The organism is Pseudomonas sp. S32 (assembly GCF_016648095.1).
Classification (GTDB): Bacteria; Pseudomonadota; Gammaproteobacteria; order Pseudomonadales; family Pseudomonadaceae; genus Aquipseudomonas; species Aquipseudomonas parafulva.
The window spans coordinates 1-20,954 of record NZ_JACVVF010000062.1; the positions used below are offsets into that span (position 1 = coordinate 1).

The window sequence follows — 20,954 nt, forward strand, 5'->3', positions numbered from 1 at the left end:
CTGCCGGCCGAGGCGGGGGGCCGGCGGAGCGAGGGGAGGGTTACTGGGCGGCGGTTTCGCCTTGGGACAAGCTGTAGACGTAGGCGGCCAGCAGGTGGACCTTGTCGTTGCCCTGGATGTCAGCCTGGGCTGGCATCTGGCCTTGGCGGCCGTAGCGGATGGTCTGCTGCAACTGGGCGAAGCTTGAGCCGTAGATGAACGCCTGTGGGTGGGTCAGGTCTGGCGCGCCCATGACCGGGGTGCCCTTGCCTTCAGGCCCGTGGCAGGCCACGCAGTTGCCGGCAAAGATTTCCTTACCCTTGGCAGCGTCGGCCTTGACGCCTTCCGGCAGGCTGCGGCCATCGAGGTTGGTCAGCACGAACGCAGCCACATCCGCCACGCCCTGCTCACCGATCACTTCAGCCCAGGCCGGCATCACGCCGTGGCGGCCATTCATGATCGACGCCTTGATGGTTTCCGGCTCGCCGCCCCAGCGCCAGTCCTTGTCGGTCAGGTTGGGGAAGCCATAGGCACCCTTGGCGTCGGAGCCATGGCACACCGAGCAGTTGGAGGCGAACAGGCGGCTGCCCATTTTCAGTGCCTGCGGGTCCTTGGCCACTTCCTCCACGGGCATGGCGGCATACTTGGCGAAGATCGGGCCGAACTTGGCGTCAGCCTTGTCCATCTCCTTCTGCCACTCGTTCACACCGGTCCAGCCATCTTCATAGCCAGGCAGGATGCCTTTCCAGTTGCCCAGGCCTGGGTACAGCACCAGGTAGCCGGCGCCGAACACCAAGGTGCCGACGAACAGCCAGAACCACCATTTGGGCAGCGGGTTGTCGTATTCCTCGATGCCATCGAAGCTGTGCCCCATGGTCTGGTCGGTGGTCTCGCTGCTCTGGCCCTTGCGGGTCCCGAGCAGCAGCCAGGTCAGGCCGATCAGGCTGCCGATGGTCAGTACGCTGATATAGGTACTCCAGAAGGCGGTCATTGCGCTTTGCTCCTCACAGCTGCACGTTTTGCAGGTTCCTGGCTGCCCGCAGGCACGCCGTCATCGACGAAGGGCAGCAGGCGCGCCTCGGCGAAGTCACGGTCGCGGTTGCGGTTGAACACCCACAGGCTCAGGCCGATGAAGGCGATCATCACCACCAGGGTGCCCAGGCCACGGATCATGCCGATATCCATTTCCATCGCACTTACCTCTTGTTCTTGATCGCGGTGCCGAGCACCTGCAGGTAGGCGACCAGGGCGTCCATCTCGGTCTTGCCCTTGACCGCTTCGCGGGCGCCGGCGATGTCGTCGTCTGTGTAGGGCACGCCGAGGGTGCGCAGGGTGCGCATCTTGGTATCGGTGTGGCTGTTGTCGACCTGCTGGGCAACCAGCCACGGGTAGGCCGGCATCTTCGATTCCGGCACCACGTTGCGCGGGTTGTACAGGTGCGCCCGGTGCCAGTCGTCCGAGTAGCGGCCGCCGACGCGGGCCAGGTCCGGCCCGGTACGCTTGGAGCCCCACAGGAACGGGTGGTCCCATACGCTTTCACCGGCTACCGAGTAATGGCCATAGCGTTCGGTTTCGGCGCGGAACGGGCGGATCATCTGCGAGTGGCAACCAACACAGCCCTCGCGGATGTAGATGTCGCGGCCTTCGAGCTGCAGGGCGGTGTAGGGCTTCATGCCTTCCACCGGCTTGTTGGTGACGTCCTGGAAGAACAGCGGGACGATCTGGGTAAGCCCGCCGATACTGACGGCGAACACCATCAGCAGGGCCAGCAGGCCAACGTTTTTCTCGATGACTTCATGTTTCATCAGGCAGGTCTCCTCAAGCCAGCTGGGCATTCGCAGGGGCGGTATCCAGCGCCGGCGAACGCACGGTACGCCAGGTGTTCCAGGCCATCAGGAACATGCCGCTGAGGAAGATCGCACCACCGACGAAACGCACGATGAAGCCTGGGTGGCTGGCCACCAGGGTTTCCACGAACGAGTAGGTGAGCGTGCCGTCGCTGTTGACTGCGCGCCACATCAGGCCCTGGGCGATGCCGTTGACCCACATCGAGGCGATGTAGAGCACGGTGCCGATGGTGGCCAGCCAGAAGTGCGCGTTGATCAGGCCGATGCTGTACATGCGCTCTTTGCCGAACACTTTCGGGATGGTGTGGTACATCGCGCCGATGGAGATCATCGCTACCCAGCCGAGGGCGCCGGCGTGTACGTGGCCGATGGTCCAGTCGGTGTAGTGGGACAGGGCGTTGACCGTCTTGATGGCCATCATCGGGCCTTCGAAGGTGGACATGCCGTAGAACGCCAGCGACACCACCAGGAAGCGCAGGATCGGGTCGCTGCGCAGTTTGTGCCAGGCGCCCGACAGGGTCATCATGCCGTTGATCATGCCACCCCAGCTGGGTGCCAGCAGGATCAGCGACATCACCATGCCCAGCGACTGTGCCCAGTCGGGCAGGGCGGTGTAGTGCAGGTGGTGTGGGCCGGCCCAGATGTACAAGGTGATCAGCGCCCAGAAGTGCACGATGGACAAGCGGTAGGAATACACCGGGCGCTCGGCCTGCTTGGGCACGTAGTAATACATCATGCCCAGGAAGCCTGCGGTCAGGAAGAAGCCCACCGCGTTGTGGCCGTACCACCACTGCACCATGGCATCGGTGGCCCCGGCATACACGGAGTAGGACTTGGTCAGGCTGACCGGCAGTTCCAGGTTGTTGACGATGTGCAGAATGGCAACGGTGAGAATGAACGCACCGAAGAACCAGTTGCCCACGTAGATGTGCTTGGTGGTGCGCTTCATCAGCGTGCCGAAGAACACGATGGCGTAGGCAACCCAGACAATGGTGATCAGGATGTCGATCGGCCATTCCAGTTCAGCGTATTCCTTGGAACTGGTGTAGCCCAGCGGCAGGCTGATGGCCGCCAGCAGGATCACCAGTTGCCAGCCCCAGAACGTGAACGCCGCCAGTCGCGGTGAAAACAGGGTGGTCTGGCAGGTGCGTTGCACCGAATAATACGACGTAGCGAACAGGGCGCAGCCACCGAAGGCGAAGATCACCGCATTGGTATGCAGTGGGCGCAGGCGGCCGAAGCTGGTCCAGGGGAGGTCGAAGTTGAAGAAAGGCCAGGCGAGCTGGGCGGCGATGAAGACGCCGAGCCCCATCCCGACGATTCCCCAAACCACCGTCATGATGGCGAATTGGCGGACCACCTTGTAGTTATAGGCGGTACTGCTGGTTGTGTTCATGTATGGGTTCCCATCCACGGTTATTGGCAGGCTATACAGCGAGGCAAGCATGATTAATGGGCAAAATGCCTGCATTGACGGGGATCAATGGGCGAAGGTCGGAAATGTCCCAGGCTTGCGCTGCGATCCTGCACAGCTGCAGGGCAGTGGCAGGTACCGGGCTTGCCTGATCCTTGCCCACGGTGCAGGCGCACCGATGGACAGCGGGTTCATGGACGAAATGGCGCAAAGGCTTGCGGCGCTTGGGGTAGCGGTAGTGCGCTTCGAGTTCCCCTACATGGCGCAGCGGCGCCAGGGCGGCAGCAAGCGCCCGCCCAACCCGCAACAGGTATTGCTTGATTGCTGGCGTGAGGTGTATGCGCAGGTGCGACCATTAGTCACAGGCACATTGGCCATTGGCGGCAAGTCCATGGGCGGGCGCATGGCCAGCCTGGTGGCCGATGAACTGGGTGCAGATGGGGTGGTGTGCCTGGGTTACCCGTTCTATGCGGCGGGTAAACCGGAGAAGCCGCGGGTGGAGCACCTGGCCGCATTGAAGACGCCGACCCTGATCGTGCAGGGCGAGCGGGACGCGCTGGGTAACCGGGAGGCGGTGGCCGGTTACAGGTTATCGCCCGCCATCGAGGTCAGCTGGCTGACCGCTGCCGATCACGACCTGAAACCCCTGCGCGCCTCAGGTTTCAGTCACGACCAGCACCTGCAGGCCGCCGCCCGGCTAACCGCAGAATTCCTGATCCGCCCCTAGGGGCGACCGGAGGTCGCGATGGCCTGCGCAGCAGGCCCCCGCGAACGCGCTGAATCAGTCGCGGTATTCACATAGGTAAGCGCTATCTACCGCTACCTTCAACTGGAACTTGCTGTCTGCCGGCACATTGAACTTGTCGCCCGCCTTGAAGGTTTCCCAGCTGTCACTGCCTGGCAGCTTGACCGTGAGTGCGCCCGACACCACGTGCATGATTTCGCGCTTGGCCGTACCGAATTCGTATTCGCCTGCCGCCATCACCCCAACGGTGGCCGGGCCTTCCTCGCCCGTGAAGGCGATCGACTTGACGGTGCCGTTGAAGTACTCGTTGACCTTGAACATGGGCGACTCCAGAAAAAAGAAGAGGGCAAAAAGGCTGGCCAGTATGCCCAAGGCCAAAGGCCCCGTCATCTGCTTTGAACGGCAGCGCAGGTCAACCGGCTGGCAGGCTCAACGGCAGCAGCCGCGCGGTGTTGCGCGCATCTTCCAGGGCCCGGTGCTGCTGCCCGCAAAAGTGCATGCCCGCCATCTGCAACGCGCTGTTGAGCCCCGTGGGCCGTTGCAGGTGGCGGGCCTTGGCAAAGCGCTGCTTGAGGTTGATGTGCGGCAGGGCGCGCAACAGGCTGTCGAGGCCGTGCTGCTGCCACTCCTGGGCCAGTTGCTGGCGGTCGTAGTCACCCCAGCTCACCCACGCCTGCAATTGCTCGCGGTGATGCCCCAGCCAGCGCTCGAAGCTTGCCCATACTTCGGTGAACGGTGCCGCCGTGTCCACGTTGGCCTGGCTGATGTGGGTCAGCTGCCGGCAGAACGGTGTCAGCTGCGGCCTGCGCCGGGGCCGCACGAAGCGCTGGAAGTGGTCCACCTCACGGCCTTCACGGGTCACCAGGCTTGCGCCGATTTCAATCACTTCCATGTCTGCGACTGGCCAGCCGCCGTCGTCTGTCGTCGCTTCCAGGTCGATCACCAACCAATGGCCCATACCAGGCTCCCTTGCAGATCCTGCTAGAGCGTAGCCAAAGTCCGGCGTTCAGGCACCCCCTGGCATTTTGCCGCCTGCTTTGGCATAAAGGTCAGGTTTCGGCAGTTGTGCCGCCCCTGGAAAGCGCCTAGCTTAGGCATACCCAGGCATCCAACGTGATGAGTGTCCGTCTTGACTCCAGCGCCCGGCCTTAAGGCCCTGTCGACCTTGCTGCTGTTTGCCGCGTTCTGGCTGGCGGCACCGGCATGGGCTGCCGAGCAGGTCGAGGTCAGGGTCGGGGCTGCGCATTTTCCCCCTTATACCGTGCGCCCCGAGCAGGGCGCCGGTGCCGGCCTGCTGGTGCAACTGATCGACGCCCTCAACCGCCTGCAGCCTGGCTATCGGTTCGTGCTGGTGCCCACCTCCGTGCAGCGCCGCTTCAGCGACCTCAAGCAGGGCCGCACCGACATGGCCATTTTCGAAAACCCGCAATGGGGCTGGGCACAGGTGCCGCACCAGGCCGTGGACATGGGCCTGGAAGACGCGGAGGTGTTCGTTGCCCGCACCAGCAGCGCGCAAAGCCCTGGCTATTTCGACGACCTGCGGGGCAAACGCCTGGCCTTGTTCAACGGCTACCACTACGCATTCGCCGGGTTTAACCCCGACCCCGGCTACCTGCGCAATGCGTTCAATGCCACGCTCACCTACTCCCATGACAGCAACCTGCTGATGGTGCAGGCGGGGCGGGCCGACATTGCCCTGGTAACCCGCTCGTTCTTCAACGACTTCATCGCCCGCAACCCGGCCAGCCGCGCGCAACTGCTGCCTTCGCAGCGCATCGACCAGCTTTACCACCACTATGCGCTGCTGCGCCCCGGCGCGCCGATACCGGCGCAATCGTTTGCCGGGCTGCTGCAGGTGCTGCGCGACAATGGCCAACTGGGCCGCATCTTCGAGCCCTACGGCATACAGCTCACGCCCGAACTGCACTAAATTCGGCTTTGGCGCCCTCGTTCTCGACTGTGAGCCCACTTTTCCACTTCAGCGAGCTACGCCCATGCCTTTCGATGCCATTTCGCAGCCTTTGTCACCCCCCCGTTGGCGCAGCCTTGATGGCCAGGAGGGGGATAACCGGTTGAGCCTGTCCTTACAGGGGCGGCCATTGATCCAGTTGCGTGTGCAGCTTGGTGAGCCGCTTGCCGTTCAGCTGGAACACGCATGCACCGAACGGCCCTACCAGGCGCTGTGGGCCGCATGCTACTGGTTGCTGTCACGCAACCCGGCTTGCCAGCGGCTGGCCTGGCAGATCCCCGAAGTGCCCGTGCAGGCCCTTGCCAGCGGCCTGTTGCGCGAAGAGCAGCCGGGCCACTATGTGTGCGAGCGCGGGATGTTCTGGCAATTGCCGCAGCCATGGCTGGGCGAGTCGGTGGCGCCGGTGTACCCGCAGCAGATGCGCATCACCGATGGCAGGCGCCACCCCCAGCGCGCGCCTAAGCCGCGGGGGGAAGTGTACCGGCGCTTCGATGCGCGGCTGGGCAGTTGGGTGTCGTTGCGTACCCTGGAAATCGAGCACGACCTGGAGCGCTTCAACCGCTGGCAGAACGACCCGCGGGTAGAGGCGTTCTGGCAGGAAGGCGGCACGCTGGCGCAGCACCGCGAATACCTGGGCAAGCTGGACGCCGACCCGCATACCTTGACGCTGATCGGCTGCTTCGACGACGAGCCGTTCGCTTACTTCGAAGCCTATTGGGCCAAGGAAGACCGCATCGCGCCGTTCTACCCGGCCGATGACTACGACCGCGGTATCCACATGCTGGTGGGCGAACAGCGCCACCGCGGCCCGCACAAGGTAGCCAGCTGGCTATCGGCGCTGGTGCACTACCTGTTCCTGGACGACCCCCGCACCCAGCGGGTAGTGGCCGAGCCGCGTGCCGACAATGCCAGGATGATTGGCTACATGCATGACCAGTGCTTCCACTGCGACAAGGAATTCGACTTCCCGCACAAGCGCGCCGCGCTGATGATTCTGGGGCGGGAGCGTTTTTTTGAGCGTTGTGACCTGGTTTGAGTGAGCGGGCGCGCAGCGCAATGCGCTGCGCGGCGCCCGTTCAACCTTGCCGGCTGGCCGTTTTACGGCAATGCACCAACGCGTCGCGAATCATGAAATTGACCAGGGTAGGGGAGACGCCCAGCTCCTTGGCGATGTCCTTCTGCGGCACACCGTGCAGGCGGTACATCTCGAACGCATAGCGGGTGCGTTGGGGCAGCTCGTTCAAGGCCTGGGCGATGTCGTCGAGCGCTGCCCGGTTGATATGGGTAGCTTCGGGCGAGGCATTCTGGATGACCACGTTCAGGCCCTCTTCCTCGCTGCCGGAATACCTCAGCTCCATTGCCTGCTTGCGGTAATGGTCAATGGCCAGGTTGCGCACGATCTGGAACAGGTAGCTGAGCTGCGCCTTGAACGAGGAGGTGATCTGTGGCGCGCTGCCAAGCCTGAAAAACGCGTCCTGTACCACGTCTTCGGCGCGTGACCGGCAGCCGGTAATGCGTGCAGCAATCTTCAGCAGGATGTTGCGGTTGTCGACGAAGGCCTGGAGTAATGGTGAATCGCACTTACTTGTGGATAGTTGTTCCGCCATGGAAATCACCTTGTCACAGAAGGGAAAGGGCGCACTGAAACTTCAGATGCGTCCTAAGACGTGCGACAAGCTATTCAGAATGATAATGATTGTCAAATACGAAACGAAATTAGTATCTGTATTTTTCAGTTCTAAGCCAGGTCCTGCCTGAGGGGCGCGTCCTCAGGCCCGCATACAGGGCAACACCCGCTAATTTCTGCCCCTGCCTATCCGTTCCCCTGTGTACATCCCCGGCCGCCCATGCTGCCCGCCCTGGTGGCGGTGCAACCGGCCCGCCCACCCAGACACTGGCAGGAACACCCATGACGCATGCCTTCGAACTCCCGCTCACGCTGGTCCAGGCCCTGACGCAGCGTGCCGCGCTCAGCCCGGACCAAGTCGCCTTGCGCTTTCTGGCCGACACGCCGGGCGAGCAGGCCGTGCTCAGTTACCGGGACCTCGACCAGCGCGCCCGCGCCATCGCTGCCGCCCTGCAGGCGCGGGCCGGCCATGGCGAGCGCGCGGTGCTGCTGTTCCCCAGCGGGCCAGACTACGTTGCGGCGTTCTTCGGCTGCCTGTACGCCGGCATCATCGCCGTGCCTGCCTACCCGCCAGAATCGGCCCGCCAGCACCACCAGCAGCGGTTGCTGTCGATCATCGCCGACGCACAGCCGCGGCTGCTGCTGACCGTCGATGCCTTGTACGGCAGCCTGCAGGGCCTGGACGCGCTCTCAGCAGCTGATGCCCCTGAGCTGCTGGCCGTCGATGGCCTTGACCTGGCACTGGCGGATGCGTGGCGCGAACCCGTGCTCAAGGCCGACGACATCGCCTTCCTGCAGTACACCTCTGGCTCCACTGCGCTGCCCAAGGGCGTGCAGGTCAGCCACGGCAACCTGGTGGCCAACGAACAACTGATCCGCTGTGGTTTCGGCATCGACCTCAACCCCGATGATGTGATCGTCAGCTGGTTGCCGCTTTACCACGACATGGGCCTGATTGGCGGGCTGCTGCAGCCGATTTTCAGCGGCGTGCCGTGTGTGCTGATGTCGCCGGGCTACTTCCTGGCACGCCCCCTGCGCTGGCTACAGGCAATCAGCGAATACGGCGGCACCATCAGCGGGGGCCCCGACTTCGCCTACCGGTTGTGCAGCGAGCGGGTCAGCGAAAGCGCCCTCGAAGGGCTCGACCTCAGCCGCTGGCGCGTGGCGTATTCGGGTTCCGAACCGATCCGCCAGGACAGCCTGGCCACCTTCGCCGAGCGCTTCCAGGCCTGTGGTTTCGACCCGCAAAGTTTCTTTGCCAGCTATGGCCTGGCCGAAGCCACCCTGTTTGTCAGCGGCAGCCGCCGTGGCCAAGGCATCGCGGCGCTGGAACTGGACGCCCAGGCTTTCGCCGAACACCGCGCCGAGCCTGGCGAAGGCAGCGTGCTGATGAGTTGCGGCTGGCCGCAGCCCGGGCATGCCGTGCGCATTGTCGAGCCCCAGCACCTGCAGGTACTGGCCGACAACCAGGTGGGTGAAATCTGGGCGGCAGGGCCGAGTATCGCCCTGGGGTACTGGCGCAACCCTGAGGCGACCGCCCGCACCTTCGTCGAGCAGGGTGGCCAGCGCTGGCTGCGTACCGGCGACCTGGGCTTCATGCGTGACGGTGAGGTGTTCGTGACCGGTCGCCTGAAGGACATGCTGATCGTGCGCGGTCAGAACCTGTACCCGCAAGACCTGGAAAAAACCCTGGAACAGGAGGTTCAGGGGCTGCGCAAAGGCCGGGTGGCGGTGTTCGGCGTGGAGCACCAGGGCGAAGAGGGCATTGGTGTGGCGGTGGAGGTCAGCCGCAATGTGCAGAAGGCGATAGACCCCCAGGCGCTGATCACCACCCTGCGCCAGGTGATCGCCGATGCCTGCCGTCAGGCACCTGCCGTGGTGCTGCTGCTGAACCCTGGGGCGCTGCCCAAGACCTCCAGTGGCAAGCTGCAACGCTCAGCCTGCCGCCTGCGCATGGAGGAGGGCAGCCTGGATTGCTACGCCCGCTTCCCGCAGCAGCGTTCAGAGGCCGGCACAACCCTGAGCGGCGATGCCCTGCAAGCGCGTATCGCCCAGGTCTGGCGGGACGTTCTCAACGTCGAGACGGCGGCCGCCGACGACCACTTCCTGCTGCTGGGCGGCAACTCCATCGCCGCCACCCAGGCCACTGCACGGCTGGCCGACGAGCTGGGCATCGACCTGAGCCTTCGTACCCTGTTCGAGGCGCCGGTGCTGGCCGATTACACCCGCGCAGTGGCAGCTATTGTCGCGCAAGGGCTGCCCCAGGCGGCTGCCATCGGCACAGTGCAACGTGAACAACCGCTGCCCCAGTCGCTGGCCCAGAACCGCCTGTGGCTGCTGTGGCAACTGCAACCCCAGTCGGCGGCCTACAACATTCCGGCCGGGCTGGTGCTGCGGGGCGAGCTCGATGAGCACGCACTGCAGGCTGCACTGCAGGCGCTGGTGGAACGCCACGAGTCCCTGCGCACGGTATTCAGCGAGGCAGGCGGCCAGCCGCTGCAGCACATCCTGCCCGCCCAGCCGCTGACCCTGCAGCACCTTGACCTTGATGGGCTGCCTGGCGATCAGGTCACCCAGCAGCGTGAAACCGAAGCCCGCCAGCCGTTCGACCTGACCCAGGGCCCGCTGCTGCGCATCACCCTGGCGCGTCTGGACGATGAACACCACCAGCTCTGGGTAACCCTGCACCACATCGTCGCTGACGGCTGGTCGCTGAACATTCTGCTGGACGAACTGGCCCGCTTGTACGCGGCCAGTTGCCAGGGCCTGGAGGCCAAGCTGGCGCCGCTGACCCTGGGCTATGCCGACTATGGCACCTGGCAGCGAGCGTGGCTGGCCAGCGGTGTGGCCGAGCGCCAGCTGGCGTACTGGCAGGCGCACCTGGCAGGCGAATTGCCCGCGCTGGACCTGTGCACCGATCACCCCCGCAGCCGCCAGCGTGAGCACCTTGCCGCGCGCTTGCAGGTCAAGGTGCCCACGCGCCTCACCGAAGCCCTCAAGCGCCTGGCCAGTGAGCAGCAGGCCAGCCTGTTCATGGTGCTGCTCGCGGGCTGGCAGGCGTTGCTGTACCGCTACAGCGGCCAGGCTGACATCCGCGTAGGCATCCCCAACGCCAACCGCCCGCGCCTGGAAACCCAGGGGTTGGTGGGGTTCTTCATCAACACCCAGGTACTGCGTGCGCACGTCGATGGGCGGTTGCCGTTCACCCAGTTGCTGGCCCAGGTGCGCCAGGCCAGCGTCGAGGCCCAGGCCAACCAGGACCTGCCGTTCGAACAGCTGCTGGAGGCGTTGCCCGATGCCCGCGAGCTGGGCCTGTTCCAGGTCATGTTCAACCACCAGCAACGCGACCTGTCGGCCTTGCGCCGCCTGCCCGGGCTGCTGGCCGAGGAACTGCCCTGGCACAGCCGTGAAGCCAAGTTCGACCTGCAGCTGCACAGCGAGGAAGACCACCAGGGCCGCCTGAGCCTGGCGTTCGACTATGCCAGCGAGCTGTTCGAGGCCAGCACTGTCCAGCGTTTGGCCGAGCATTTGCTGGCCCTGTTCGAGCAGGTGTGCGCCAACCCGCAACGCCCGGTGGGCGACGTGCAGCTGTTGAGCGAGGCGGCCCGTGCGCAGTTGCTGGGCTGGGGCCAGGCCCCGGCACCTGCGCCCCAGCGCCTGCTGGTGGAGCAGCTCAACGAGCAGGCCCGGCTTCACCCGCAGCGCGTGGCGCTGGCCTGGGAGGGGGGCAGCCTCGGCTATGCCGAACTGCACCAGCAGGCTAACCGCCTGGCCCATTACCTGCGCGACAAGGGTGTGGGCCCCGATACGTGCGTGGCCATTGCCGTGGAGCGCTCGCCGCAGTTGCTGGTGGGTCTGCTGGCCATTATCAAGGCCGGTGGTGCCTATGTGCCGCTGGATGTGGATTACCCGGCCGAACGCCTGGCCTACATGCTCAGGGATTGCCAGGCCAGCCTGCTGCTCAGCCACAGCAATACACTGCACAACCTGCCCCAGGTCGACGGCGTGAGTGTGATCGCGCTTGATCAACTGCACCTCGACAGTTGGCCCAGCCAGGCCCCGGGCCTGCACCTGGAAGCCGACAACCTGGCCTATGTGATCTACACCTCCGGCTCCACCGGCCAGCCCAAAGGCGTGGGCAATACCCATGGGGCGCTGGCCGAGCGGCTGAAGTGGATGCAGGCTACCTACGGCCTGGACGACAGCGACGTGCTTCTGCAAAAAGCACCGATCAGCTTCGACGTGTCGGTGTGGGAGTGCTTCTGGCCGCTGGTCACCGGTTGCCGGCTGGTGCTCGCCGGCCCCGGTGAGCACCGCGACCCGCAGCGCATCGCTGCCCTGGTCCAGGCCCATGCTGTGACCACGCTGCACTTCGTACCGCCCCTGCTGCAGGTGTTTGCCCAGGAGCCCGAGGCGGCCGGCTGCACCAGCCTGCGCCGGGTGTTCTCCGGTGGTGAAGCGTTGCCCGCCGCATTGCGTGACCGCGTGCTGCAGGTGCTGCCGCAGGTGCAACTGCACAACCGCTACGGCCCGACCGAAACCGCCATCAACGTCACCCACTGGCACTGCCAAATGGCCGATGGCGACCGCTCGCCCATCGGTCGCCCGCTGGGCAATGTGCAGTGCCGGGTACTGGACGACGAACTCGAACTGACCACCCCCGGCGTGCCGGGTGAGCTGTACCTCGGTGGCGCGGGCCTGGCCCGTGGCTACCTGAACCGCCCAGGCCTGACCGCCGAGCGCTTCGTGCCCCAGCCCGATGGCCATGGCGAGCGGCTGTACCGCAGCGGTGACCGCGCCCGCTGGCAGCCGCAGCTCGAAGCGCTGGAATACCTCGGCCGCCTGGACCACCAGGTAAAGGTGCGGGGTTTCCGCGTGGAGCCTGAGGAAGTGCAGGCGTGCCTGCTGGCGCAGGCCGGCGTCGAGCAGGCCTTGGTGCTCATTCACCAGGACGCCGTAGGCGCGCAACTGGTGGGCTACTACAGCGGCAGTGCGCAGCCAGCCGACCTGTTGAACGTGCTGGCAGCGCAACTGCCCGCCTATATGGTGCCGGCGCAGCTCGTGCCCCTGGCGCAGATGCCCGTGGGCCCTAGCGGCAAGGTCGACCGCAAGGCGTTGCCGGCCCCGGTGTGGCAGCAGCGCGAACACGTCGAGCCGCAGACGGCGCTGCAGCAAACAGTCGCCGCCATCTGGCGCGAGGTGCTGAACCTGCCGCGCGTTGGCCTGCAGGACGACTTCTTCGCCCTCGGCGGGCACTCGCTGCTGGCCACCCAGATCGTCTCGCGCACGCGCCAGGCCTGCGATGTGGAACTGCCGCTCAAGGCGTTGTTCGACGCCAGCGAACTGGGGGCGTTCTGCGCCGAAATCGCGCGTATCCAGGCAGCAGGTGAACGCAATCTGCAAGGGCAAATCGCCCGTGTGGACCGCCACCAGGCCGTGCCGCTGTCGTCTTCCCAGCAGCGCATGTGGTTCCTCTGGCAGATGGAGCCGGGCAGCCCGGCCTACAACGTCGGCGGCATGGCTCGCCTGCGCGGCACCTTGCATGTGGATGCTTTCGAACGGGCGCTGCAGGCGCTGCTGGTGCGCCACGAAACCTTGCGTACCACCTTCCCCAGCATTGATGGCGTGCCCTACCAATGCGTGGCGGCAGACACCCGCCTGCAGCTGCACTGGCAGGACTTCAGCGCCTTGCCCGCCGACACTTGCCAGCAACGCCTGCAGCAACTGGCCGATGACCAGGCCCACCAGCCGTTCGACCTGGAGCGCGGCCCGCTGCTACGCGCCTGCCTGGTGAAAGCCGGCGAGCGTGAGCATTTCTTCGTGCTCACCCTGCACCACATCGTCACCGAAGGCTGGGCCATGGACATCTTCGCCCGCGAACTGGGCGAGCTGTACGAGGCCTTTGTCGATGACCGCGACTCGCCACTGGCACCGCTGCCCGTGCAGTACCTGGACTACAGCGTGTGGCAGCGCCAGTGGCTGGACAGCGGCGAGGGCGCCCGTCAGCTCGCCTATTGGCAACAGCGCCTGGGCGACGAGCACCCTGTGCTGGCACTGCCCGCCGACCGCCCACGGCCCGCCGTGCAGAGCCACCGGGGCGCGCTGTACCGTTTCGAGCTGGCGCCGGCCCTGGTAAGCCGCGTACATGCCTTCAATACCCAGCGCGGCCTGACCCTGTTCATGACCATGACCGCCACCCTGGCGGCCCTGTTGCACCGCTACAGCGGCCAGCGTGACCTGCGCATCGGTGCCCCGGTGGCCAACCGCATCCGCCCGGAAAGCGAAGGCCTGATCGGGGCCTTCCTCAACACCCAGGTGCTGCGCTGCCAACTGGATGGCCAGATGACTGCCAGTGCGCTGCTGGAGCAGGTGCGCCAGGCCGCCATCGAGGGCCAGTCGCACCAGGACCTGCCGTTCGACCAGTTGGTGGAGGCCTTGCAGCCGCCCCGCAGCAGCGCCTACAACCCGTTGTTCCAGGTCATGTGCAACGTGCAGCGCTGGGCCTTCCAGCAAAGCCGCACCTTGGCCGGCATGCAGGTGGACTACCTGGTCAACGACGCCAGTGCCACCAAGTTCGACCTGTACCTGGAGGTCACTGACCTCGACGGCCGTCTGGGCTGCTGCCTCACCTACAGCTGCGACCTGTTCGATGAGCCGCGCATTGCGCGCATGGCCGAGCACTGGCAGCAGTTGCTGGTGGGCCTGCTCGACGACCCGCAACAACGCCTGTGCCAATTGCCGATGCTGACCAGCGCCGAGCAACAGGCGCTGACCGGGCAGTTGCAGGGCGAGCAGGGCTTCAACCTGGGCCAGACCCTGCACGGCCTGTTCGCCGCCCAGGCTGCGCGCACGCCCCAGGCGGGCGCCCTGACCTTTGCCGGCCAGCACCTGAGCTACGCCGAACTCGACCAGCGTGCCAACCGCCTGGCTCGCGCCCTGCGCGAGCGCGGCGTGGGGCCGCAGGTACGTGTGGGCCTGGCCCTGGAGCGTTCGCTGGAAATGGTCATTGGCCTGTTGGCCATCCTCAAGGCCGGCGGCGCCTACGTACCCCTCGACCCGGAGTACCCGCTCGACCGCCTGCGCTACATGATCGAGGACAGCCGCATCGGCCTGCTGCTCAGTCAGCGTGCGTTGTTGGCCACATTGGGCGACCTGCCGGAGGGCGTCGCCCGCTGGTGCCTCGAGGACGATGCCGCCAGCCTGGCAGCCTTCAGTGATGCGCCGCTGGATAACGTCAGCCTGCCGCAGCACCAGGCCTACCTGATCTACACCTCCGGCTCCACCGGCAAGCCCAAGGGCGTAGTGGTCAGCCATGGCGAGTTCGCCATGCACTGCCAGGCGGTGATCGCCGCGTTCGGCATGCGCAGTGATGACTGCGAACTGCACTTCTATTCGATCAACTTCGATGCGGCCAGCGAGCGCCTGTGGGTGCCACTGCTGTGCGGGGCCCGCGTGGTGCTGCGGGCCCAGGGGCAGTGGGGCGCGCAGGAGATCTGCCAGCTGGTGCGCGAGCAGCAGGTGAGCATTCTTGGCTTTACCCCGAGCTACGGCAGCCAGCTGGCCCAGTATCTGGGTGCGCAGGGCGAGCAACTGCCGGTACGGCTGGTGATCACCGGGGGTGAAGCGCTGACCGGCGAGCACCTGCAGCGCATCCGCCAGGCCTTCGCGCCGCAGCAGTGCTTCAACGCCTATGGCCCCACCGAAACCGTGGTCATGCCACTGGCCTGCCTGGCGCCCGAGGTGCTGGCGGCAGACCTGGGCAGCGTACCGATCGGGCGCGTCATTGGTAACCGCACCGCTTACATCCTGGACGAAGACCTGGCCCTGTTGCCCCAAGGCGGCATAGGCGAGCTGTATGTGGGCGGGGCGGGCCTGGCCCAGGGTTATCACGACCGCCCTGGCCTGAGCGCCGAGCGCTTTGTCGCCGACCCGTTTAGCACGGAAGGTGGCCGCCTGTACCGTACGGGCGACCTGGTGCGCCTGGGCGTGGATGGCCTGGTGGAGTACGTTGGCCGTGCCGACCAGCAGGTGAAGATTCGCGGCTTCCGTATCGAACTGGGTGAAATCGAAAGCCGCCTGCAGGCCCATGCCGATGTGGAAGAGGCCGTGGTACTGGCACTGGACTTGCCGGGTGGCCGGCAACTGGTTGGCTACCTGGTGTGCCAGCAGGCAAGCGCCACCAGCGAGGCCCAGGCCCGGCTGCGCGAGGCGCTGAAGGCCGATGCCCGCCAGCACCTGCCCGACTATATGGTCCCGGCGCACCTGGTGCTGCTCGGCAGCCTGCCGCTGACGGGTAACGGCAAGCTCGACCGCCGCGCCTTGCCCCTGCCGGACCTGGAGCAGGCCCGCCAGCACTACCAGGCACCGGGTAACGAAGTGGAAGCGCAGCTGGCGCAGGTGTGGGCCGATGTGCTCAACCTTGCCCAGGTGGGCGTGAACGACAACTTCTTCGAGCTGGGTGGCGACTCGATCCTGTCGATCCAGGTGGTCAGCCGCGCCCGTCAGGCCGGTTTGCAGTTCAGCCCGCGTGACCTGTTCCAGCACCAGACCATCCAGACCTTGGCCGCCGTGGTACAGCGCAGCGATACGGCCAGCGCCATCGAGCAGGGCCAGCGCACGGGCCAGACCGGCCTCACACCCATCCAGCACTGGTTCTTCGACAGCGATGTGCCGCAGCCGCAGCACTGGAACCAGGCCGTCTTGCTGCAGGCGCGTCAGCCGCTGGATGAAACAGTGCTGGGGCAGGCTCTGGAAGCCCTGGTGCAGCACCACGACAGCCTGCGCCTGCGCTTCGTCCAGGCCCATGGCCGCGTGCAGGCCGAGTATGCCCCGCCTGCTGCTGAGCAACTGCTGTGGACCGCCACGGTCGCGGACTTTGCCGACTGCCAGGCGCTGTACACCGACGTGCAGCGCAGCCTGCACCTGGAGCGCGGGCCGTTGCTGCGTGCCTTGCTGGTCAGCGACGGGCAGGGTGCTCAGCGCTTGTTGCTGGCCATCCACCACCTGGTGGTCGACGGCGTGTCGTGGCGGGTATTGCTCGAAGACCTGCAGGCGCTGTACCGCAACCAGCCGCTGCCGGCCAAGACCCACACCCAGGGCGACTGGGCGGCCCGCCTAGCGAATTACGCTGGCAGCGATTCGCTGCGCGACGAGCTGGGCTGGTGGCAAGGCCAACTGGGTGGCGTGCGCCGCGAACTGCCCTGCGACCACCCCCAGGGCGGCAACCTGCACCGCCACGCCCACACCCTGGCCATCGGCCTTGACGTGGAGCAGACCCGGCAACTGCTGCAGCAAGCGCCGGCGGCCTACCACACCCAGGTCAACGACCTGCTGCTGACGGCACTGGCGCGGGCCCTGTGCGGCTGGAGCGGCGACCAGGAAGTGCTGGTGCAGCTCGAAGGCCATGGCCGTGACGGGCTGTTCGAAGACATGGACCTGACCCGCAGCGTCGGCTGGTTCACCAACGCCTACCCGCTGAGCCTGCGTCCGTTGCCGGGAAATGACGACGCTGCGCGCGCCGGTTCTATCAAGCGTATCAAGGAGCAACTGCGCCAGGTGCCCCACAAGGGCCTGGGCTACGGTGTGCTGCGTTACCTGGGCGATGAGGCCGGGCGTGAACAGATGGCGGCCTTGCCGCAGGCGCGGATCACCTTCAACTACCTGGGGCAGTTCGACCAGCAGTTCGACGGCGCGGCGCTGTTCGAGCCACTGCAGGCACCGGCCGGCCAGGCCCATGACCCGGAAGCGCCATTGCCCAACTGGCTGAGCGTGGACGGGCAGGTGTATGGCGGCGCCCTGCAACTGCGCTGGACGTTCAGTGCCGAACGCTATGACCCTGCAACCATCGCCTGCCTGGCCGAAGCCTATCGGCAGGAGCTGCTGGCACTGGTGGCCCACTGCCTGGTCGATGGCAATGGCAGCTTCACCCCGTCGGACTTCCCCCTGGCGCACCTGACCCAGGAGCAGATCGACGCCTTGCCGGTACCGGCTGCGCAGATCGAGGACGTCTACCCCCTGACCCCGATGCAGGAAGGCATGCTGCTGCACACCCTGCTGGAGCCCGGCACCGGCCTTTACTACATGCAGGACCGCTACCGCATCAACAGCGGCCTGGACCCGCAGCGGTTCGCCCAGGCCTGGCAGGCGGTGGTGGCGCGCCACGAAGCGCTGCGTGCTTCGTTCAGCTGGAACAGCGGCGAGGCCATGCTGCAGATCATCCATAAACCGGGCAACCTGCCCGTGGATTACCAGGACTGGCGCGGCCTTGACGACACCGCCCAGGAAGCCCGCCTGCAGGCACTGCACAAGCAGGAGCGCGAGGCCGGCTTCGAACTGCTGCGTGAAGCGCCCTTCCATCTGCGCCTGGTGCGGGTGGCGAACGAGCGCTACTGGTTCATGATGAGCAACCACCACATCCTCATCGATGCCTGGTGTCGCTCGCTGTTGATGAACGACTTCTTCGAGGTCTACCAGGCGCTGGGCGAAGGCCGCCCGGCGCAGTTGCCGGTGCCACCGCGCTATCGCGACTACATTGGCTGGCTGCAACGCCAGGGCCTGGAGGATGCCCGCACCTGGTGGCAGGCCAACTTGGCCGGCTTTGAGCGCGCAACCGCCATCCCCAGCGACCGCCCGCTGCGCCATGACCACGCCGGCAGCGGCATGGTGGTCGGTGATTGCTACACCCGCCTGCACGCCAGCGAGGGTGTGCGCCTGCGTGAGCTGGCACAGGCCCATCAGCTCACCGTCAACACCTTCGCCCAGGCGGCCTGGGCCCTGGTGCTGGCACGCTACAGCGGCGAGCGTGACGTAGCCTTCGGGGTGACCGTTGCCGGTCGGCCGGTGAGCATGCCACAGATGCAACGCACCGTGGGCCTGTTCATCAACAGCGTCGCCCTGCGGGTGTGCCTGCCGCTCCCGGGTGAGCGCTGCAGTGTGCGCCAGTGGTTGCAGGGCCTGCTGCAAAGCAACATGGAGCTGCGCGAATACGAGTACCTGCCGCTGGTGGCGATCCAGGAATGCAGCGAGCTGCCCAAGGGCCAGCCGTTGTTCGACAGCCTGTTCGTGTTCGAGAACGCCCCGGTGGAAACCGCCGTGCTCGACCACGCCCAGCACCTGAATGCCAGCTCCGATTCGGGCCGTACCCACACCAACTTCCCCCTGACGGCGGTGTGCTACCCCGGCGACGACCTGGGCCTGCACCTGTCGTTCGACCAGCGTTACTTCGACTACCCAACGGTCGAGCGCCTGCTGGCCGAGTTCAAGCGCCTGTTGCTGGCGCTGGTGCAAGGCTTCGACGGTGAGGTGAGCGAGCTGCCGCTGCTGGGCGCCGAAGAGCAGCGCTACCTGCTGGACGACTGCAACCGGACTGCGCACCACTACCCACTGGAGCACAGCTACATCGCGCAGTTCGAGGCCCAGGTGGCCGCACACCCACAGCGTACCGTGGCCCGCTGCCAAGAGGCCTCCTACGATTACGCCGGGCTCAACCTGGCGGCCAACCGCCTGGGCCACGCCCTGGTTGCCGCCGGGGTGCAGCTGGACCAGCCGGTGGCCCTGCTGGCCGAGCGCGGGTTGCCGCTGCTGGGCATGATCGTCGGCAGCTTCAAGGCGGGTGCCGGTTACCTGCCGCTCGACCCGGGCCTGCCAAGCGCACGCCTGCAAGGCATCATCGCGCTCAGCAGCACCCCGGTGCTGGTGTGCACAGCGGCCTGTGCCGAACAGGCCCGGCAATTGCTGGGCAGCCTGCAAGGGCAGGTGCAGTTGCTGGTGTGGGAGGACATCCAGGCCAGCCAGGTAGCCAGTCATAACCCGGGGATCTACAGCGGGCCGGACAACCTGGCCTACGTCATCTACACCTCTGGCTCCACCGGGCTGCCGAAGGGTGTGATGGTGGAGCAGCGCGGCATGCTCAACAACCAGCTGAGCAAAGTGCCTTACCTTGAGCTGAGCCAGCGGGACGTGATCGCCCAGACGGCGTCGCAAAGCTTCGATATTTCGGTGTGGCAGTTCCTCGCCGCCCCGTTGTTCGGTGCCACGGTGCAGATCGTGCCCAATGCCATTGCCCATGATCCCCAGGGCCTTTTGGCCCATGTGCAAGCCACCGGCATTACGGTGCTGGAGAGCGTGCCTTCGCTGATCCAGGGCATGTTGGCGAACGAACACCAGGCCCTGGACGGCCTACGCTGGATGCTGCCGACGGGCGAGGCCATGCCGCCGGAGCTGGCCGCGCAGTGGCTGCAACGTTACCCGCATATCGGGCTGGTGAATGCCTACGGCCCTGCTGAGTGTTCGGATGACGTGGCGTTCTTCCGCGTCGATGCCGCGTCTACCCGTGGCACCTACCTGCCTATCGGCACGCCGACCGACAACAACCGTCTGTACCTGTTTGGCGACGAACAGACCCTGGTGCCACTGGGGGCGGTGGGGGAACTGTGCGTAGCCGGCACCGGTGTGGGGCGTGGTTACGTCAGCGACCCGGTGCGCACGGCCCTGGCCTTCATCCCGCACCCCTACGGGGCACCGGGTGAGCGGCTGTACCGCACCGGTGACCTGGCGCGGCGGCGTGCAGACGGGGTGCTGGAGTACGTTGGGCGTATCGACCATCAGGTGAAGATCCGCGGTTACCGCATCGAACTGGGCGAAATCGAAGCGCGCCTGCACGAACAGGCATCCTTGCGTGATGCCGCAGTGGCGGTGCAGGAGGGTGTCAACGGCAAGCACTTGGTGGGCTACCTGGTGGCCCATCAGGGTGTGACCGGGGATGGCGCACTGCTGGAGCAGATCAAGCAACGGCTGCGCGCGGAACTGCCGGAATACATGGTGCCGTTGCACTGGGCCTGGTTCGACAGCTTGCCGCACAACGCCAACGGCAAGCTGGACCGCAAGGCCCTGCCAGCCATCGAAATCGGCGGCCAGCACAGCCAGGCCTACCAGCCACCCCGTACCGCACTGGAGGAGACCCTGGCCGGCATCTGGGCCGATGTACTCAAGGCCGAGCGGGTGGGTGTGCACGACAACTTCTTCGAGCTGGGCGGGCATTCCCTGCTGGCCACGCAGATCGCCTCCCGGGTGCAGAAGCAGCTGCAACTGAACGTGCCGCTACGGGCGATGTTCGAGTGCAGCACGGTGGAGGAACTGGCGGTGTATGTGGAGGGGCTGCAGGGCAGTGCGCTGGATGAGGACAAGGTTGATCGGCTGAGTGATTTGATGGCGGAGTTGGAGGGGTTGTAGGGGGGGAGCTTGTTTGCGATGCGCGACGTGATGGATGCAGGCTCGGCATCGAATCGGGTGAGGGCTGCGAGGTGTTCGTCGTTACAGGTGCAGCGCCTATGAGATCGAGCGCCGCCCGCGCGGCGCATCGCGAGCTTTGCTCG

11 protein-coding genes are annotated in these 20,954 nt (G+C 65.9%); 4 read left to right on the forward strand and 7 right to left on the reverse strand.

All coding sequences use genetic code 11. The annotated features are described in order from the left end of the window. Positions 1–40: 40 nt before the first annotated feature. Genes ccoP through ccoN form a run of 4 tightly spaced genes read right to left on the reverse strand, consistent with a single transcriptional unit; the run spans position 41 to position 3,222 of the window. Complete coding sequence (gene ccoP / locus IAE38_RS21740) at positions 41–970, reverse strand: cytochrome-c oxidase, cbb3-type subunit III (protein ID WP_201165334.1); 930 nt, start codon at positions 968–970, stop codon at positions 41–43. Beyond that, the gene (locus IAE38_RS21745; RefSeq protein WP_060483568.1) at positions 967–1,170 is read right to left on the reverse strand and encodes a cbb3-type cytochrome oxidase subunit 3; all 204 of its coding nucleotides are present in this window, start codon (positions 1,168–1,170) and stop codon (positions 967–969) included. The genes ccoP and IAE38_RS21745 overlap by 4 nt, the downstream gene beginning before the upstream one ends. A 5-nt stretch (positions 1,171–1,175) precedes the next feature. Continuing rightward, entirely contained in the window at positions 1,176–1,784 is a 609-nt protein-coding gene (gene ccoO, locus IAE38_RS21750) for a cytochrome-c oxidase, cbb3-type subunit II (RefSeq protein WP_028632174.1), read from the reverse strand. A gap of 13 nt (positions 1,785–1,797) precedes the next feature. Beyond that, positions 1,798–3,222 (reverse strand): cytochrome-c oxidase, cbb3-type subunit I, encoded by a 1,425-nt coding sequence (ccoN, locus tag IAE38_RS21755; protein WP_028632175.1) that lies wholly within the window; start codon positions 3,220–3,222, stop codon positions 1,798–1,800. A gap of 49 nt (positions 3,223–3,271) precedes the next feature. Here ccoN and IAE38_RS21760 point away from each other — a divergent pair, with 49 nt between their 5' ends. Beyond that, positions 3,272–3,967, forward strand: coding sequence for an alpha/beta family hydrolase (locus IAE38_RS21760; RefSeq protein ID WP_236404310.1), 696 nt, complete (start codon positions 3,272–3,274; stop codon positions 3,965–3,967). Positions 3,968–4,021: 54 nt separating this feature from the next. Here the strand turns inward: IAE38_RS21760 and ppnP are convergent, their stop codons facing one another. Together ppnP and IAE38_RS21770 are read right to left on the reverse strand one after the other, a co-directional pair. Then, entirely contained in the window at positions 4,022–4,306 is a 285-nt protein-coding gene (gene ppnP / locus IAE38_RS21765; RefSeq protein WP_201219205.1) for a pyrimidine/purine nucleoside phosphorylase, read from the reverse strand. Between the two features lie 91 nt (positions 4,307–4,397). Continuing rightward, positions 4,398–4,943, reverse strand: coding sequence for an exonuclease domain-containing protein (locus tag IAE38_RS21770; RefSeq protein ID WP_028632178.1), 546 nt, complete (start codon positions 4,941–4,943; stop codon positions 4,398–4,400). Positions 4,944–5,114: 171 nt separating this feature from the next. Here IAE38_RS21770 and IAE38_RS21775 point away from each other — a divergent pair, with 171 nt between their 5' ends. Next, positions 5,115–5,915, forward strand: a complete 801-nt coding sequence (locus IAE38_RS21775; protein ID WP_201165342.1) for a substrate-binding periplasmic protein — start codon at positions 5,115–5,117, stop codon at positions 5,913–5,915. 64 nt (positions 5,916–5,979) lie between these two features. Continuing rightward, a complete protein-coding gene (locus tag IAE38_RS21780) occupies positions 5,980–6,990 on the forward strand; it encodes a GNAT family N-acetyltransferase (RefSeq protein ID WP_201219207.1) in 1,011 nt (336 codons plus the stop codon). A 40-nt stretch (positions 6,991–7,030) separates the two neighbouring features. Here the strand turns inward: IAE38_RS21780 and IAE38_RS21785 are convergent, their stop codons facing one another. Then, positions 7,031–7,561 carry an RNA polymerase factor sigma-70 gene (locus IAE38_RS21785; protein WP_028632181.1) on the reverse strand — a complete coding sequence of 177 codons (531 nt, stop codon included), beginning with the start codon at positions 7,559–7,561 and terminating at the stop codon, positions 7,031–7,033. A gap of 302 nt (positions 7,562–7,863) precedes the next feature. Between IAE38_RS21785 and IAE38_RS21790 the strand changes: the two genes are divergently transcribed. Further along, positions 7,864–20,811, forward strand: a complete 12,948-nt coding sequence (locus tag IAE38_RS21790) for a non-ribosomal peptide synthetase (RefSeq protein WP_201219208.1) — start codon at positions 7,864–7,866, stop codon at positions 20,809–20,811. Positions 20,812–20,954 lie beyond the last annotated feature (143 nt).